At 53.8% G+C, this 15710-nt stretch carries 16 protein-coding genes; 11 read left to right on the forward strand and 5 right to left on the reverse strand.

Annotation, left to right across the window (positions count from 1 at the left end; translation table 11 throughout):
• Positions 1-141 precede the first annotated feature (141 nt).
• The 3 genes from H8F22_RS29455 (at position 142) to H8F22_RS29470 (ending at position 3558) form a co-directional block, all read left to right on the forward strand.
• Positions 142-1323: a C2H2-type zinc finger protein gene (locus H8F22_RS29455; protein ID WP_194941021.1), complete on the forward strand. Its 1182-nt coding sequence runs from the start codon at positions 142-144 to the stop codon at positions 1321-1323.
• Positions 1324-1551: 228 nt separating this feature from the next.
• On the forward strand, positions 1552-1794 hold the full coding sequence (locus tag H8F22_RS29460) for a hypothetical protein (protein ID WP_078465788.1): 243 nt from the start codon (positions 1552-1554) through the stop codon (positions 1792-1794).
• Between the two features lie 990 nt (positions 1795-2784).
• Entirely contained in the window at positions 2785-3558 is a 774-nt protein-coding gene (locus H8F22_RS29470; protein ID WP_194941022.1) for a hypothetical protein, read from the forward strand.
• Between the two features lie 55 nt (positions 3559-3613).
• Here the strand turns inward: H8F22_RS29470 and H8F22_RS29475 are convergent, their stop codons facing one another.
• The 5 genes from H8F22_RS29475 to H8F22_RS29495 form a co-directional block, all read right to left on the reverse strand.
• On the reverse strand, positions 3614-3955 hold the full coding sequence (locus tag H8F22_RS29475) for a hypothetical protein (protein ID WP_194941023.1): 342 nt from the start codon (positions 3953-3955) through the stop codon (positions 3614-3616).
• A gap of 99 nt (positions 3956-4054) precedes the next feature.
• A complete protein-coding gene (locus tag H8F22_RS29480) occupies positions 4055-4264 on the reverse strand; it encodes a hypothetical protein (RefSeq protein WP_078465784.1) in 210 nt (69 codons plus the stop codon).
• A 90-nt stretch (positions 4265-4354) separates the two neighbouring features.
• The gene (locus H8F22_RS29485) at positions 4355-4696 is read right to left on the reverse strand and encodes a hypothetical protein (RefSeq protein ID WP_078465783.1); all 342 of its coding nucleotides are present in this window, start codon (positions 4694-4696) and stop codon (positions 4355-4357) included.
• 129 nt (positions 4697-4825) lie between these two features.
• Positions 4826-5734 carry a hypothetical protein gene (locus tag H8F22_RS29490; protein WP_194941024.1) on the reverse strand — a complete coding sequence of 303 codons (909 nt, stop codon included), beginning with the start codon at positions 5732-5734 and terminating at the stop codon, positions 4826-4828.
• Positions 5735-5905: 171 nt separating this feature from the next.
• Positions 5906-7078: a hypothetical protein gene (locus H8F22_RS29495; RefSeq protein WP_194941025.1), complete on the reverse strand. Its 1173-nt coding sequence runs from the start codon at positions 7076-7078 to the stop codon at positions 5906-5908.
• Positions 7079-7460: 382 nt separating this feature from the next.
• On the opposite strand from H8F22_RS29495, the gene H8F22_RS29500 reads away from it, so the two are divergent.
• The 8 genes from H8F22_RS29500 to H8F22_RS29535 all read left to right on the forward strand — a co-directional run bounded on the left by H8F22_RS29500 (position 7461) and on the right by H8F22_RS29535 (position 15661).
• Complete coding sequence (locus tag H8F22_RS29500; protein WP_194941026.1) at positions 7461-8135, forward strand: hypothetical protein; 675 nt, start codon at positions 7461-7463, stop codon at positions 8133-8135.
• Between the two features lie 23 nt (positions 8136-8158).
• A complete protein-coding gene (locus tag H8F22_RS29505) occupies positions 8159-9187 on the forward strand; it encodes a phospholipase D family protein (protein WP_078465779.1) in 1029 nt (342 codons plus the stop codon).
• 403 nt (positions 9188-9590) lie between these two features.
• Positions 9591-10415 (forward strand): hypothetical protein, encoded by an 825-nt coding sequence (locus tag H8F22_RS29510; protein WP_169904194.1) that lies wholly within the window; start codon positions 9591-9593, stop codon positions 10413-10415.
• A gap of 148 nt (positions 10416-10563) precedes the next feature.
• On the forward strand, positions 10564-11640 hold the full coding sequence (locus H8F22_RS29515; protein ID WP_169904195.1) for a hypothetical protein: 1077 nt from the start codon (positions 10564-10566) through the stop codon (positions 11638-11640).
• A gap of 63 nt (positions 11641-11703) precedes the next feature.
• Positions 11704-12639, forward strand: a complete 936-nt coding sequence (locus H8F22_RS29520) for a DUF808 domain-containing protein (protein WP_078465776.1) — start codon at positions 11704-11706, stop codon at positions 12637-12639.
• 103 nt (positions 12640-12742) lie between these two features.
• A complete protein-coding gene (locus H8F22_RS29525; protein ID WP_078465775.1) occupies positions 12743-13312 on the forward strand; it encodes a hypothetical protein in 570 nt (189 codons plus the stop codon).
• A gap of 10 nt (positions 13313-13322) precedes the next feature.
• Positions 13323-14999, forward strand: coding sequence for a hypothetical protein (locus H8F22_RS29530; protein ID WP_078465774.1), 1677 nt, complete (start codon positions 13323-13325; stop codon positions 14997-14999).
• Positions 15000-15223: 224 nt separating this feature from the next.
• On the forward strand, positions 15224-15661 hold the full coding sequence (locus tag H8F22_RS29535) for a hypothetical protein (RefSeq protein WP_078465773.1): 438 nt from the start codon (positions 15224-15226) through the stop codon (positions 15659-15661).
• Positions 15662-15710 lie beyond the last annotated feature (49 nt).

Genomic DNA, 15710 nt, shown 5'->3' on the forward strand with positions numbered 1-15710 from the left:
GCCGGAGGCTGGGTTACTCAGTATCTGGGTGCATGTGTCACGATTCCTCAGCTTTCCAAACATACGGTAGTAACGCATTCCTAGTTGTGCGGGCCGCTATCGGTTGGCAAGATACTGAGTCTGAAACTGAGCACTGATACCATGATCTTCAAGTTACCCGGCGAGACCCTGCTTCGCCTTTGCGAAATTATTTCTGAGGCGCAGCGAGCCTTTACTGCCTCTCCGACGGTGTTGAGGTTTGAGAATGCGTTATTAGCGGAGGGTGTCTGTACGCTAACCGCGATAGGAACCCACTTGGTTGCCAATGAGAAACGGGGGTTTTCGGCCATTAAAGAACTGGTTGAAGACCTGGCCACTGTGTTTGACCTGTACATCCAGGGCATCTACCCCAGGCCTGAGTGCCTTGGTGATGAGGTTGAGGGCGAGAAGGGGTTGAATGCGGCCGATGCTACCTGGCTTCTCATCATGCTGGAGGCGATTGGGGTACAGGTTGATCCAAGTAGACTTGTTGAAGCACTCGTTACCCATATCGGGGATCGTAAACTTCTTACAGGCACTGAGTTCGACATCCTTCACTACAAGCATACCCTGGGAAAACGGCGGATCCAGTTGAATGCTGATCGAACCTTCCTTGAGGGGCCAGTTACCCAGAAGACGTTTAAAGACTCGATCGGGAATCGATACACCGTTTGTTCGCGGGGTGATCTGCCATATTCACTGGAAATCAGTGGGCCTAAATACCGGGAGCCCAAACCTCAGGAGGCGGTGACGTGCGACCTCTGCGGAATGCTCTACGTCACAAATCATCCTGGTGATGCGCGGCGGCACAAGACAACACACGATCGAGTGGTTCGCCGATTAAATCCCAAGCCGAGTGCGCGCCTTCAGAAGCGAGTCGTTACCGGGATTACCGGCGAACTCGTAGGTCCGGACGCCCCGCTGTGGATGCACGGTGAGGTGTACGAGAGGGCGGCAGCTTTCAGAAGGGAATTTGGTTACGATTTTATTCAGTGGCCTGGTGGCTCAAGTACACGCGCACCATCTGATTGGAGAGGCCATTTGTTTGCTGGCCCCGGGGGCGAAATCGCCGGAGCTTGCGCTTTCATGCATACAACGTCCAGAAAGGCTGAAGGAGAGTGGTCACTCCAATGGATCTGGATTGCCCCAAGGTTCAGGCGTATGGGCCTCTTAGAGACCAGGTGGGCTGACTTTCAGCAAAGATACGGTGACTTCGATTTGGAAAAGCCTTTGTCTGAAGCCATGGTGAATTTCCTTTGGAAGCATGGATCAGAAGCACAGCGTGCGTCGTTGCCGGTCTTTTAGTTCAAAAAGGCTGCCCTAAGCTCATCCCATATAAGTCCGAGTATGTTGAGCTAAGCGACCCTTGCGGACCTTTAAGATTGGTTGGCTCCGTATGCTCTGGCGTAGACTGGGCAACTATTTTTAAAGCAATGGCGCGGCTCGACTGACCCGCTATATCAAATCCCGCAGTTACAAGTGGGGTTAGTCCGTAGAAGCCCCGGATAAGCCGCCTAAACGAGGAATCACGTTATGCCCGACCGTGGTCATCAAGCTAGCCACGCCCCAGCGTTTGAAACGAAGCCGGATCTTGAGCTTTACCAGACTGGTCACTACGGCGTAACCGGAATTGCCAATTACGATCCTGCACTTTGGGAGCGTGTTCGGCACATGGTCCGTCATAGGGCCAATTTAGACGGTCGAAGCGAAGGTATCGACTGGCTAACGGTGAGTAAAGGTCTGAATGCCAAGCGCGCTTCAATTAAGGGGCAGTGAGCGCAGCGCTACTAATCCCCAGGCTTCAGGCCCGGGGGCAAGTGTGCGCTGGACTGCGCTATGCACCTTATGTACTGCTACCTGCAGGGAAGACTCGTTGCGGCACGCAAGCACGTAGCTGAATACAGGTTCGATGCCCCCGAGACATTGGCCATCAGGTTCAATGTCCCATTTGCAGCGATGGCCATCAGCAATGCATTGCGTAGCAGTGGCTCAGCGGCTCGAAGCAATTCTGGACTTCAGCTACCACGCTCGCTTGCCAAGAGCACGCTGGTATCCCGTGCGGCAGACTTGACTAGGGTCATGACACGAGGTGCAAACTCTAAGGAGTCGTCAGTCCTGTACCGCTTGCCCATTAGCCACCACGCGTCTGCATATACCATAAGGGTAAAGCCAATCTTGCGGCTTTCCTTGCAGCGGGCTGTGACGTCGGGGAGGCGAGATCCTGAATGTAGTGCAAGTTGTCCAGGCAACGTACTGCGATACCGCAACGCTCGCCTGTGAAGGTCCCCCTCGTTAAACCTTCCAAATACTAAATCAACCCTCTTCAGGCTACGACGGTGCCCCGGGCTTTCACAGTCAGGTTTTGAGTTGTGCCCCGTTTAGAGCCGCAGTAGGGTAGATATCCCAATCCGAGGTCCAGACCTCCCGACCCTTGATGAGGCGATTACCAATGCTTGGTTGCTGCGGCGCAGAACGCATGAAATTCAAACCCAACGAAGATGAGGTTGATCAGGAACGCCTCGAGAAAATTGTCGAGAATTTGACCGTAGGCGACTGGGACGACTCAGTCATTGAAAAGCTGCGAGTGTGCAGCTGTCCTTGTCATGTCGATGGCCGTAACGTCATGTGCTGAAACTGTGGCCTTTCGCACCGCGGAAGCTTGCTCCCTGCTTGGTGTTTGATATGCATTGAGGGCGGCCAGCAGGTTCAGGTATCGAATGGCTGTAGGCATAGCTTCAGGAGCGTAGATTCGTGAGGGAGGAGTTAATGTCCAATGACCGCATCAATGATGCGAGAGCAAGAGAGGTCCTTGAGCGCGCGGCTACTGAACTCCTCGCCAAAGGCTGTGAGGAATTGGCTTTTGATATCCAACAACTTCTGCTCGAGACCATAGACGTCCCGGTGGAGTACGGCTGCCTGTGCTGTGGGGGCAAGCACTCTCCGTGGACAGCGCATTGCATTCATTGCAATCCCGGCCAGCACTTAACTTCAAACACGGCTGAAGCATTAAAGGCCTGCAGCTGGACCAACACACCTCAAGTCAACAAGGAAGTGCTCACGAGAGCAATTCAGGAGCTTGAGGCGGCAACTCGTACTCGTGACTTCACCAAAGATCTGCTGTCTGCATTCATCGCGGAGTGGAACGGCTATCTGGTGCTTGATCGGGTCGGTGAAGGCTCTGATGCCAGATTCGTCTATCCCGAGGTTGAGCTGGCGTTTGTCAGCTGGTGCAAGGGCGGGATCAAACTGAATGCAGCGCTGAATCAACTTGCAAACCAACGAGTTGTCGTCAAGCGACTGCGGCAAGAAATAAATGATCTCACTGAAACGGCCGAAAAAGTGGAAATCGAGCTGGAGTCCAGCCTTCTCCATGCGCAACAGCGTGACACCGAAGCTTTCGGGCTTCTCAATCGGATCCTCAAAGGAACTCCCAGTGTTTCCAAGGGAGAGCTTCGAACTTTCCTCAAACGTGCGGAATCACTGAGGGCCTGGGGTGGCCAGTCCATGGCCCAGCCCCGTTTGAATCCCCCAATGGAGTAGCGGGATAGGTTCCAACTGCCGGCAGAAGAGAAAAGTGGGAGCGACATGCGTTGGGTTAGGCGAAGGGGGCGGCAGCCTGATCAAAAACCGTCGCATAGCGACCCTGGTCGTGAGTCTCCTGCAGTGCTGCACGAAGCTGGGCCAACTGCTCATACCCAGCCAACGCCTCTACCAGTTCCGCGACACCAGCTTTTTCCGGAAGGGTTGTGAGTACCTGGTCGAGCTGCTCGACCTGAAGATCATCAAGGGCAACAACGGCCCCCGACTGCAACAGATCCGACAGATACGCCAATTCCGGAAGAAAGCGCTTGCCCTTGCTAATGCGTCCGTTATTCGCCAGATCGATCTTAGCTTCCTCACCGGTTGCGGATTTCATGGTTACGATATTTGTGGTCATTTGACTCCCCGTATGTTGAGCGCGTGGTCGCGTCTCTATGTGCACAGCTCCGACTGGCCTGGATTTGAGTGTTGCAGAGCGCCGCTTTATTCGATTGGATCAGTAGGCCAGGTCTGCTTGAAACTCGTGCTCACACTCGGGGCAGGACAGTTCGATATCCCGGCTGGCCTCTGTGTCGTGCTCGCAAGTTTGAATACCTTCAGCAGCAATGTCGTGAGTTTCCAACACATCAAACTCCTGCTTGCACGCAGGGCAGCTAACGAGGAGGGTAAGCGACCAAACAGCCTTAACGTTGGGGGTGGCACTCATTACAGAGATCCTTGAGGATTTGCATCCCAGCGCGGCTCTTGCCGGTGCCGGGTTTCTACCGGGTCACTTCTTGTAGAGGCGAACCCAGTCCTATGGCTGGACATATTGTGGTTTGCCCTGTTCATCAGTGATCCACTTGCCGGAGTCGGTACCAGGTATAGGGCCACACACCTGACCAAATATCTGCCATCCATGCTCATTGCCGGATTCCTTCCCGATGCGGACCATATTGAGTTGGCATTCCTGCCCAAGCATCTTGGCAGTTACCAACGCGTGGTCGCCATCAATCTTAGGCGTTCCCACGAGAATGAACCGAGTTGCCATATAATCCTTTGCTAATGCCCCGGCAGCCTCTGATGTACCTGATTCGGCGCTCTTAGCCGACGCGCACATGGACGCCATGAGCAATGCGATGAATAGTGCAGATTTCATTTGGATCTCTTCTTGAACTATGTGAAAAAATGGCCCCGCATTATGGCGGGGCTGGGAGTATTGCTGGGCATATGCATCTATCACCGGCTGGGCACAGCAACCCCCTTTTGGTGATAAACATCGACGCGGCTACATACGAGTGGCAGGCGAGGCCGGCTTGCTTTTCAGTTCCTGAATTAGAGGGCCGAGCGCTTGCATATCGGCATTCAGGTTAACGAGCTTGAGCATATTTTCAACTGTGAAGAAGGCGCGGCCGGCGTCAACCACTTCCTGGGCTTTGATCAGGTCCTGCGGGACACGTCCGACCCATTTCGCAGTGTTTTGCAGCACGCGCGGTGACATGCGTTCAATGTCATCTATGGATTGTGTGGCGAATTGCTCAAGCGGCAGAACTAGGTTCGTCACCAGCATGTCTTTGAAGTTGGCGGCGAGGAACGTTAGTCCCGAGAGGGTGGTGACCAACACCTCTTTCGTCGGCAAGTCCTTTCTGGACTTCTTGTTGGTCGTCTCCCAGTAGGCAGCAGCCTCATCTGCGGTCATGGGTTCATCACGGATGATCCGATCCTGGCCTCTATCAGCTCGCTGTTTGAGCTGGGTATAGAACGGAGTGCCTACGGCCCCCATGAAACGGCGCTTCAGCTCTGAGAGCTCGGTATGGGCTTGCTTGAGGCTGCTCGCTGCCAGGATCAGCGAAGGGATGTCTTCACGTGCGCGCATGATGGAATCAATTCGGCGCTGCCGAGATAGGGCTTTGTCGATCCGCTGGCGCTCTAGGGTGAAGCTGATCCCGAAATGCTTGCGACCGCAATGGCCTCCAATGCCAGTCTCAAGTCCATCCGTAGTGGTGATGAGGTAGCCTCGACGATGCGGGGTATGGCAGGACTCGATGCCGCAGGGGATCGAATCGAGAAAGTGGTAGGGCATGACAACAGCGTCGAAGCCGCGATCGCTTTTGGGGCGGAACGCTAGCGATTGCGTGAAGTTCGGGCGCTTGGCGAGATCTTCAAAGCTTTCCAGGACAATTATCGATTGCTCCAAATCGCGTACCTCCGTTGACTGAACTGGCATTCTACCACTACTGGTAATGCAAACAGTGTTCAGGCCGGCGCAGATATTTGAAAGCCTCGCCCGCAACAGCATCAGCGCGGCGGGCAGTAGAGAATCTACTGATTACCGTCTACCATGCCGCGGCGGAGATGGGTGAGCCCGCTACGTCTTGGAGTGTCCATTCTGAATGCGCTCATAAATAATGGCGGCCGCGGCCTGAGCATCCCGGTCAAGTTCTGCGCTCATCGGAGCAATATCCAGCCCTTCGTCACCATCCACGTAGAAGTCGCCGCCCTGGTCATCATCAAACTCTTCTCCTGCGTATTGGCCACCGGCGTGGTATGCCCGCAGCGTCCCGACCGTGACATCTCTTCCGAGTAGACGGCTCAGATGAATCCACGTCCAGGTTTCAACGGTAGGAGCATCTCTGTCAGCGCTCACCAACCGGTGTAACGCTTCAGTGTCACCATTGCGTGCGGCTACCTGGGACCATGACATCGCCAACAAAGTCAAACCTGCAGCCTCAGCGAGGGTTGCAACCCGCCCGGCGAGTCCCGGCACCCCTGCATGCGAATCTAGGACTGCGAAGTCCTCCGCGGTTACAGCAATCCGCTTTTGCAATTCGTCGAGCTCAAAAAAGATAGCTTCAGCATGGCCAGATGCGGATGCCTTCGATAGATGAAATTCGGCACGCTCTATCAAACCCTCTTCGAAGAGAGCTTCGACGGCAAGTTGTTTCTCAGAACCTGATAGTTGTCGGCCTAAGCGCATCTGGAGCAGCCAGTAGACCGACCCTGAGTCATGATGCTTGACCAGCCGCTCGTAGATCCGGAAAAGGGCGTAATGCGCGGACGGGTTCTTGCAGCTGAAATCCTCAAGCATCCCCAAGGAAAGCCGCAGTTGAGGTGGCTCCATATCAAGGAAGCAGCCGTGCAGCTCCTCGAGGGCGAACTCGGTGGCATGGTCGATTGAAACCTGATCATCGTATAGGCCAAGCACCCCTGCGAGGGGAATCGCTGCCAGCTCATGGCGCTGTGCAAAAGACTCCACCACCAACGCAGTGAGGCGTGGAGAGCCTGCAGCCTGGAGTGCGACATGCCGTTCTGTGGCCCGCCTAAGATCTAGAAGCCCAGCCAGAAGGAGCCGAACGTTCTCGACTGCGTTGCCATCGCACCCGCTGAGCAAGACGATGAATGCCTGGCTATTCAGGCTTGCAAACGAGTCATACCCCAACAGCGCTGAAAGCAGTTCGTACGTGTGGCCAACCGAAGGTTTTTCGCCTGTCTGTTCAGCAAGGTTCTGGCGCAGGGAGAATACAAGTTCTTTGAGCAGCATGAGTCAATCCTCAAAGCTCGCCGACGGAGTGTGGGGTGCGCGTTTAAGACCTGTCGACGAGCGAGAGGGTTGAACGAGAATTTGGTGGTGCAAAGCCGGTTTCTACTCGCGCACAAGTATGCCTGGCGGCGCGGCCAATATAGTCGATGTTCAAGGAGGAGGGGTAGAGTGAAAGCTTTTTTTGATTAGGCTTCAAATGGGGCCGGCCTACAGTCAAACCGACTTGAATGCTCGTGTGGAAGTTCGTTCTACTCAACAGGGCTAGGCGCAGCGTTTCTGAATTCTGTGCGATCGTGAGCCCAGTCGTTATGATGAGCCGACTATTCGTTTAACACTTTGGCAATGCTCCGGTGAGCATGCTGAAGACTGTTCGAGGTTGGCTATGAGCATTAAGTCCCCCGTATTCACTGAAGCCCAGGTTGGGGCTGAACTGGCACAAGCTGCTGGGCTGATTTTTCACCCGCAGCTTTTCCGCCCGATGCCAAAGATCACGTTAGGTGAAGTTGGGGCTCCATCACAGACTGAGCCGCCCGCTGACGATTGGTCGGGTAAGATCGCATCTTCATTTGTCCGGCTTCCTGTTTTCGCAGATTTCATCCAGCGATGCGCTGCTGATGCCCATAAGGCCCTTTCGAATGATGACCCCAGGGTCAATCCGGCCGGCATGAAGGCAGACGAGATGTGCAGCTCATCACATGCGCAAACGGTGCTGGCGCGCGTCCGTGATGAATTGATAAAGAATCCCTACGATGTCAAGTGGATTGGAGTGGTTGTCTTCGCACTAATCCGTACGCTTGAGGAGACAGTCGACAACGCGACCACCTCGGGTGATAAGTCAGACATGTCATTCGCCGTTTCTATGATGAACAGCTCACTGGTAGCCGCAGATGCATGGGAGCTCGGCTTCGTAACGAAGCGTACGTTCACAGTCCCTCAAATCGAGACGAGCCTCAGAAAACACATATCAGAACGGGTAGTCATAGCGCTTGCTTCGATGGTTGCGGTCGATCCTGGCGCAGCGTTTTTCAATGAGCATGCACCCGTACGCCTTCACTGATCACTAGGAGTAAGGATTGCCCCATGTTCCTGGGACCAGATCAATACAGCGCCGCTTTGATGCGGATGGTCGCTGAAGAGTCTTCGCTGGACGTTGCTGTGGCGTTTTGGGGGAAGGGTGCTGAGATGAAAGTGCATCCTGATGAGACGAAACCTATCCGCATCATCTGCAACCTGCTAAGCGGCGGGACGAACCCCTGGGTCATTGCACGCTTTCTTAAGCGAGCTGAGTTGAATTCCAACATCCAGATCCGCCAATGCGATGTGCTACATGCAAAGGTTTTGGTAGGCCGGTCACAGGCGATCATTGGCTCGGCCAATATCTCCGCTAACGGCCTTGGTCTTGATGGCGATGAAACTGGCCGATGGATTGAGGCAGGTGTACATACAGTAGCCATCGAAGAGGTAGAAAGTGCCCGAGCCTGGTTCGACCAGCTATGGAACACCGCTAGTGTTCGCGTGATAACGCGGGATGACGTCGCGAAAGCAATTGTGGCTTATAAGCGGCATCGAGGTACGCGGCCGGACTGCAGCTCCACTGGACCCTTTAGCTTCTCGAAATTCACGCCGGCGGATCTGATCGACAGGGATGCGTACGGTTTGCTGTATGTGAGCGGCCCCTCGGATGACGCCAAGGCAGCTACTGCGCGACACGCTGCCGCCGAGTCTAAGGCGTTGGGGGCAATTCCTGGTAAAGGCACCGAGCGCTGGTCATTTGAATGCTGGCCTGAGGACCTGAACACAACTGGCAAGGTCGAATACTTGGCCATGCTCTGGAATCAGGAGAAAGCCAATGTAGTCGTCGACGGTCCGTGCGTTATGACGGCGACTCAGCTGGAGTTTACGTACTCAGAAGGTGGTCAGCCTGGCTGGTTAGATTTGGCGAGACCGACGTCGACGCTGATCGGCCACAGCTTGAACAAAATGGAATGCCGGGCTTTGGCCAGGGAGTTGAAGCCGTACATGCAAACTGTGTGGGACGAGTCAGAGATATTGGACGAAGGTATGCGGCGTATTCACCTCAGTCACATTGCAGAGATAATTGAGCGGTGAATGATTGACCTCGTTTGCAGATTAGGCCTTCTGAGCAGCATCATCTACAATTCGAGTAGAGTGAGGTATTGGCGGAGGCTGGAGTAGGTTGACGACCCAAAAGCCTCCCATCGAATTTCCGCCAACTCCCAAAGGCGGTAATTTACAACTAACTGATTTCTAAGGCTTTGTTCCTCATTCTTGCGATTATTCGCTTCCTATCATTAGATCAGTTTTCTTGCTCCCTCAGCGGGAGCATGAGATCCATTAATGTGAAAAGCAGGTATGGAAACCTCCTTCTTACGTATAGCATGGTTTGCCCGCTTCCTACCTGTCACTCATCCGGATTTCATGTGTGGTTTATGGCGTGACATCCTGAATAAGCGCGTTAATCTTGTCGTGAATACAGACCAGATCGGTACCCATGCCCCCGAATCGCCATCGTGCACTCGCGCCTGAAATCGCCGGCAAGCTTGGCCAGGTTTCCGACAGAGAACTCGCCAAGCTTTCCGGATTGAGTCCTTATTTCATCAAGCAAGCACGCTTAGCGAAATGCATAGAACCGCTCACCCGCGGTTACGATCTCCCTGACGGCCTGGTGCAGCAATTGGGCAAGGTTCCCGATGCCCAACTGACTGAGGGGTATGGTGTTCCAGGGCCTGTGCTTTTCCGGGCCCGTCAAAATCGATCAATACCCAGGTACAGAGTGCTTAAAAAGCCGGATAGCCCTGAATATGTGGCTTTTCCAGACGAAGCCCTCGCGCTGCTTGGTAAGGTCCCCGACGTAGAGCTTGCAAGCCAATACGGTCGATCCTTGCAGGAGGTTAAACAAGAACGTGGTATTCGTGGCTTAGATTCCTACACCAAGGGTCGCAACCTGCCAGAAGAGCTTGTTCAGCAGTTAGGATTGGTACCGGACTCTGTGCTTGTCCGTCGTTATTCGGTGGCGGCGACCACCATAAAACGAGCTCGCGATGCCCGCTCCATCGCACGCTTCAGGCCTTGTAAGTTGCCGAAGTCTGATCATTGGAGCGATTTAAACCAGCTAGATTCGGCGTACCTGCCCCCTGCTCAATCAACCGATGGGAAGCTTAACGGGGAAAAAAGGATTTGGTCGGAGGAAGAAGACTCCCTTCTTGGTACGGCAGCAGATAGCAAAGTAGCTGAGTTGCTGAAAATTGATTTTTGGTGCGTCTTTTATCGACGTAAAGCGATGAGTATTCCGCCGTTTGAATACGCCTACTCATAATTAAGCCCGGTCATTAGCCCTGACATGAGGTTAACTTGTTGAAATTAAACGCTTTTCCGCCAAAGCACATGTGCGGAAATTTAGGAGTGGGCGCCTGATAGAATAAACATTCTACCGGCCGCGTCCGTTCAGATTTGGAAACCAGTTTATGGCTCAGCTGATACATCAGGATAGCGCATTACTTACTCTAGCTCGAAAACTGGATAAATCTCCCCTTCCTACGTCTGATCGAGCATGTCTGATCACCCTTCCTGACGGCTCCACCCGCCTCGGCGTTACTCAGGTGGTCAACTTTGTTCATCACGGTGGAGAGTTCGCGGGGGCCTTGTTCGGCCGGGTTTCATTTCGGTTCGCCGGCGAGAACTCGGAACTTTCGAATGCCTTCTCCCCTACTCACGACGTTGCTTGGTTCATTGTGGACCACAAAAATGGATTAGTTCAGTTCGGCCCTCAAGATGGCTTGATCGTTCGTCATCCTGGGCTTGGCATCGGGTCGTACATTGTCGGCCAGTTGCTTCGCATTCTATCTGGCGGTACTGCTCACGGCTCTTACAAGGTTGTAACTACAGAATTGCCGCAGATCACGCTTGATGCCCTGCCCGCGGCCCTTAGAGCGGAGAATGAGCGGCGGATAGAAAATGTTTTCGGGAACGCTGGTTTTTACCTTTCCAGTGCTGCGGGTGTAAGGGTAATTGGCGCGCGCAAGGTCGCTGAGCTGAAACCCCATTGGAACTGGGAGAAGGTGAAGTTTCTGAATCCAGGCCAATTGATTGACATCGCCGCCAATTCGATCAATCGCTGCAGTAGCGCCGAGAAAGCTAGTGAGGCTCTCAGCGTTCAGGTAGAAGCGATTAAAAATGAGCTTGCATCGGCTGCCGATAATCTGGAGGCGTCCAGGACTGAATTAGGGGCGCTTTCAGAAAGAAGGAACTCCGATCTGCTGCAAGCTGCAGAGCGTGAGGCTCAGCTTGTATCGGGGCTTGAAGATGCGGAAGCAGATCTGTTCAGAGTCACGGGGGAGATGGATGAGGCCAAAGCGGCTTACCTTCAGCTGCTTTCAGAACCCGCAAGAGCCACAGCCAGTGAGATTCGATCTGCTACTTACCCGTCTTCGCCGCATTTCATCATCGAGCTTGGGAGACAAACTCGAATTTTGGCCTGGGCACTTGTAGCCGGTTGTATTTTTCTAGGCGCTGCAGGCTTGGCAATCCAGGCATTTCGCTGAGTCCTGGCCATTTTGAATCATGCAGTTACCTTGCATGGAACACTTCTAAAACTTGGAATTACCGTGGCATTTGGATCTGGCTTGGCCTTGCTTGATGATATCGCGACGTTGCTAGACGACGTGGCGGCCCAAAGTAAAATCGCAACAACGAAAACGGCAGGCGTGCTTGGTGATGACCTGGCGCTGAATGCTCAGCAGGTTACCGGGGTGCGAGCCGAGCGCGAGATCCCGGTTGTACTGGCTGTCGCCAAAGGGTCACTACTCAATAAGGCAGCCTTGATCCCAATCGCGATGTTGATCAGTGCCTTTGCACCGTGGGCAATTACTCCTTTGCTCATGGTTGGCGGTGCTTACCTTTGCTTCGAGGGGGTTGAGAAAGTCCTTCATCGCTTCCTTCATCCTGAAGTTGACCAAGAGCGGGCCGAACGCGTAAAGGCGATCGCCGAGCCGAAGGTCGACATGGTTGAGTTTGAGCGAAAGAAAATCCGGGGGGCGGTGATAACCGACCTTGTGCTGAGCGGCGAGATTCTAGTGCTGGCGCTGGCTACCGTTGCAAGTGAACCACTGCTTGAGCAGTTCCTCACGCTGGTGGTCGTTTCTCTAATCATCACATTCGCGGTATACGGGTTTGTTGCGGGCATCGTTCGTATGGACGATGTTGGACTGCGATTGGTAACGAGCACACGTACCATTGGCAATGCGTCAGGTCGGTTTCTTCTGTGGTTTGCACCCGTGCTGATGCGTGTATTGGCTGTCGTGGGGACAATTGCGATGTGGCTTGTCGGCGGCGGAATTTACACACATGGGTTGCCTTTCCTTCACGTCATGAGTGAGACCGTAGTTGGAACCGTATCTAGTGTTGCAGTCGCCGGGCCGGCGCTGGCTGTAGTAGGGGCGCCTTTGTTCGATGGCATTGTCGGGATTGTCGTAGGGTCCTTGCTGGTCGGACTGTTCATGCTTGGGAAGCTTGTGCTTGGCCGTAAATCGCACTTAGGGTGACTGTCAAAGCCGCGCGGCTGAGGGCATCTGTGATCCTGTAATGGCTATTAAGTGGCACTGAATGGTGAGATAGTTGCGCATCTCATCATTTCACGGATTTATCATGGTCGCACAAGCTGCTGGCAGGGTTGCCTTAATCGTTGGCGGTGCGGCTATCGCTGCATGTGTGACGGTGCCCGGGATGTATTTGTGGAACCGCAGCGCCAATAAAACAGCCCACGCTGCTGGCCGGGCAAAAGGTGAAGCAGAAGAGAAAGCACGCCAGGAAATTCTGCGGCAGATGAATAATGCGGCTACAGCAGAGATGTTGGCCAAATACGCTGAGTCCCAAAAAGGGTTCAAGATCACCCTCGCCTGCGTCACGATCGGCGTTGCATGCGCGGCTACATTCGGACCTGTCAGCAATGATGACGTAGCCATGATCAAGGCATACCTTCTCGGAGTTTCCGAGGCGTACATACCAAGCTTTGTCCGGATCAAAGTAGACGAAGCCGTAGCAGCACCTCCATCTATCAACACCGCCTATGCACTTGCCGCTAAGGTCGGCTCGCCCGAAAACTGGAAGCTGTTCGATGAACTCGTAGACCTGGTCGCGCAATCTAAGCAGATGGCCAACGAACAATGCCGATCCTCATTCCGGTCGGAATGGCATCTGTTACGATCCGTCGGTTGAGGCCTTGTTGATGAGCGAAAGTGCCGATCGATTCCGTCAGACCCAAGCGTTGCTTGCACAGATCCGTAGTGCTCCCTCACTTGTTGTGCTGCCCTCCCCAGCTGATTCGCAGCGCGTACTTAATGCCCCAGTGGACGATCAGTTTCTTGCCCAGGCTTTTCCCACGGAATCTAGACTCTTGGGGCGAAATGAGGCCCCTGAATACGAGGTTCGGGCGAGATTATCCGAGCTTGAGATCGCCTTTCACTCACAGCGTATAGAGCGTCTTTTCTCTGACACACGTCGATCAGCTCTTCAGGCAATCGCCGGGCCTTTTGGGGTCGGGAAAATGCTCAGTGCCTATGACAAGACCGGCGGTGTAGTGGATACGATCCACAACGCCCGGGCCGGTGTGTATGCCACTGATGAGGCTGAACAGAAGTATGCGGATAGGGGTGAGTACACGAAGAGGGTGAAGGAGAACTATCACCACCGTGATCCCGCCTACAAAAAGATGAGCCAGGACAGCACAAGGGATCGGGTAGAAGGCAAGGTGACTGATGCCTACACCGGTGAGCAAATGAGCAGCCAGCGGAGTGATAGCCACAGCATTGATCATGTTATTGCCGCAGAAGAGATCCACAACGATGCCGGCAGAGTTCTCGCAGGATTGGACGGCGTTGAGCTTGCGAATGCTTCAACAAATCTGCAGATCACCTCGTACTCAACAAACTCGGCAATGGGCACCAAAACAGCCACTGAATATGTGCTGTGGCTTGAGCAGACGAAAGACACCCGAGCGAAGAAACAAGCAAAGCTACAGGCGAAGGTTGATGCCGGCGAGCCTATGAGCCAAAAGCAAAAAGACGAACTCGCCAAGCTCAAAGAGCAAGAGAAAATCGCGGCAAATCCGGAGCCTTTGCTTGAGGCAGATAGAAAGGCTCGGGCGGCCAACGAGAAAAAGATCAACGACGCCTATTATCGCAGCCCAAAATTCCGGAATGACTGCTTGAAGACAAGCGTCGCAGCCGGCGGCCGCGCCGCTTTTCAGTCAGCAATGGGGGCTATCCTGGTCGAGTTGTTCGCAGGGATATTTGATGAGGTAAGCGATTGGTACAAAAACGGCCGAGCCGACGGTAATTCAATATTTGCTGAGCTCAAGCGTCGTCTCAGGAAAGTCGGACTGAGAGTAGCCAAGCAGTGGAAGGCTGTGCTCTCAGCCGCGGCTGGGAGCTTTCTCAGTGGTTTCCTAGCTAACCTAGTCACTGTGCTGACCAACGCTTTCCTGACCACTGCCAAGCGGACTGTTCGTATGATCCGCGAAGGTGGCAATGCCTTGGTTGGAGCTTGCAAAGCTTTGATTGTGCGCCCTGAGGGAATGGGGATCCGAGAGGGCTTGCATGAGGCATCGAAGGTGCTAGTTGGTGGGGGCATCATAGTAGGTGGCGTTCTGCTGGAAGATGCTGTTAGCAAGTCGATGATGGCGGTTCCGTTCCTTGTTCCTTTTGCCGACACTGCTACAGCAGTCATCGTTGGTGCGGCTACTGGCATCATCTCTACCATGGCTGTGTACCTGGTCGACAAGGCAGACGTGCTAAGTGTGAATCGAAGCAAGATGCTAGCTGGCATTAACTCGGACCTTGACGCATCGCTTCTGCATCAGCGCGCTATTGAAGCCTCCCTGCTCGAGCAGTTCAAGGCACTCTGAGCCTCTCTTCTGGAAACTCCTTGCGTAAGTTTCACGTCAGGCGTTGCGCATCGGAGCGGGCAATCGGGTGTGAGCCTCTGCTGGTCTCATCAAGTGTTGTCGCGTGGAAAAGGAGCGTCTCTTTTGGCTATCGCCTTTATCTGGCCATGGGCTATGCTCGCCGGCTTGTAAATCGCAGTCCGACGGTTATAACAGACTGCTCAAAACACACGCCAGGATTTAGCATGAAACGTTTCACAGGTATCGCTGTAGCAATCTCTATGGTAATCGTAGCATCAGGCTGCACCACTCACCTGGCAGATGGACAGAAACAAGAGATGGAGGTGTATGAAAGCAAGGGGCTTGCTGTTGAAGAGAAGTCAGTCGCATTAGCCGCTGGACTGGGTGTTCTGCCAGCCGCTGGTTACTTTTATACTAATCATCCCGCAGTCGCAGTCTTCTCCATCCCGCTTTGGGTAATCTCTCTCGGTCCTCTGTGGATGCCTTTTGATACTGCTGCCGCAGCTGAAGTGCAAAACTTCTATGCCACTCGGCGCAAAGTAGAGTTTGAGAAGGCAAAAGATCTGCGAGAGCTTGATCATCGCCTTGAAGACAAGCAGTTGACCTATGAGCAACACTTGCGCGAACAACGTACCATTGAGCAGAAGTATTCTGCTTACTGATCCCAATGGTCTCCTTGTCCATGCCCTTCCCCTTCGTGTGATCAGGTGA

The sequence above is a fragment of the Pseudomonas mucoides genome (genome assembly GCF_015461845.1).
Taxonomy (GTDB): Bacteria; Pseudomonadota; Gammaproteobacteria; order Pseudomonadales; family Pseudomonadaceae; genus Aquipseudomonas; species Aquipseudomonas mucoides.

What these genes read in the sequence shown, in the direction of transcription:
- H8F22_RS29530 (WP_078465774.1), top strand. Translation starts at nt 13,323, where the DNA reads ATGAGCGAAAGTGCCGATCGATTCCGTCAGACCCAAGCGTTGCTTGCA.
- H8F22_RS29475 (WP_194941023.1), bottom strand. Translation starts at nt 3,955, where the DNA reads ATGACCACAAATATCGTAACCATGAAATCCGCAACCGGTGAGGAAGCT.
- H8F22_RS29495 (WP_194941025.1), bottom strand. Translation starts at nt 7,078, where the DNA reads ATGCTGCTCAAAGAACTTGTATTCTCCCTGCGCCAGAACCTTGCTGAA.
- H8F22_RS29505 (WP_078465779.1), top strand. Translation starts at nt 8,159, where the DNA reads ATGTTCCTGGGACCAGATCAATACAGCGCCGCTTTGATGCGGATGGTC.
- H8F22_RS29535 (WP_078465773.1), top strand. Translation starts at nt 15,224, where the DNA reads ATGAAACGTTTCACAGGTATCGCTGTAGCAATCTCTATGGTAATCGTA.
- H8F22_RS29485 (WP_078465783.1), bottom strand. Translation starts at nt 4,696, where the DNA reads ATGAAATCTGCACTATTCATCGCATTGCTCATGGCGTCCATGTGCGCG.
- H8F22_RS29515 (WP_169904195.1), top strand. Translation starts at nt 10,564, where the DNA reads ATGGCTCAGCTGATACATCAGGATAGCGCATTACTTACTCTAGCTCGA.
- H8F22_RS29510 (WP_169904194.1), top strand. Translation starts at nt 9,591, where the DNA reads ATGCCCCCGAATCGCCATCGTGCACTCGCGCCTGAAATCGCCGGCAAG.
- H8F22_RS29480 (WP_078465784.1), bottom strand. Translation starts at nt 4,264, where the DNA reads ATGAGTGCCACCCCCAACGTTAAGGCTGTTTGGTCGCTTACCCTCCTC.
- H8F22_RS29525 (WP_078465775.1), top strand. Translation starts at nt 12,743, where the DNA reads ATGGTCGCACAAGCTGCTGGCAGGGTTGCCTTAATCGTTGGCGGTGCG.
- H8F22_RS29460 (WP_078465788.1), top strand. Translation starts at nt 1,552, where the DNA reads ATGCCCGACCGTGGTCATCAAGCTAGCCACGCCCCAGCGTTTGAAACG.
- H8F22_RS29455 (WP_194941021.1), top strand. Translation starts at nt 142, where the DNA reads ATGATCTTCAAGTTACCCGGCGAGACCCTGCTTCGCCTTTGCGAAATT.
- H8F22_RS29500 (WP_194941026.1), top strand. Translation starts at nt 7,461, where the DNA reads ATGAGCATTAAGTCCCCCGTATTCACTGAAGCCCAGGTTGGGGCTGAA.
- H8F22_RS29470 (WP_194941022.1), top strand. Translation starts at nt 2,785, where the DNA reads ATGTCCAATGACCGCATCAATGATGCGAGAGCAAGAGAGGTCCTTGAG.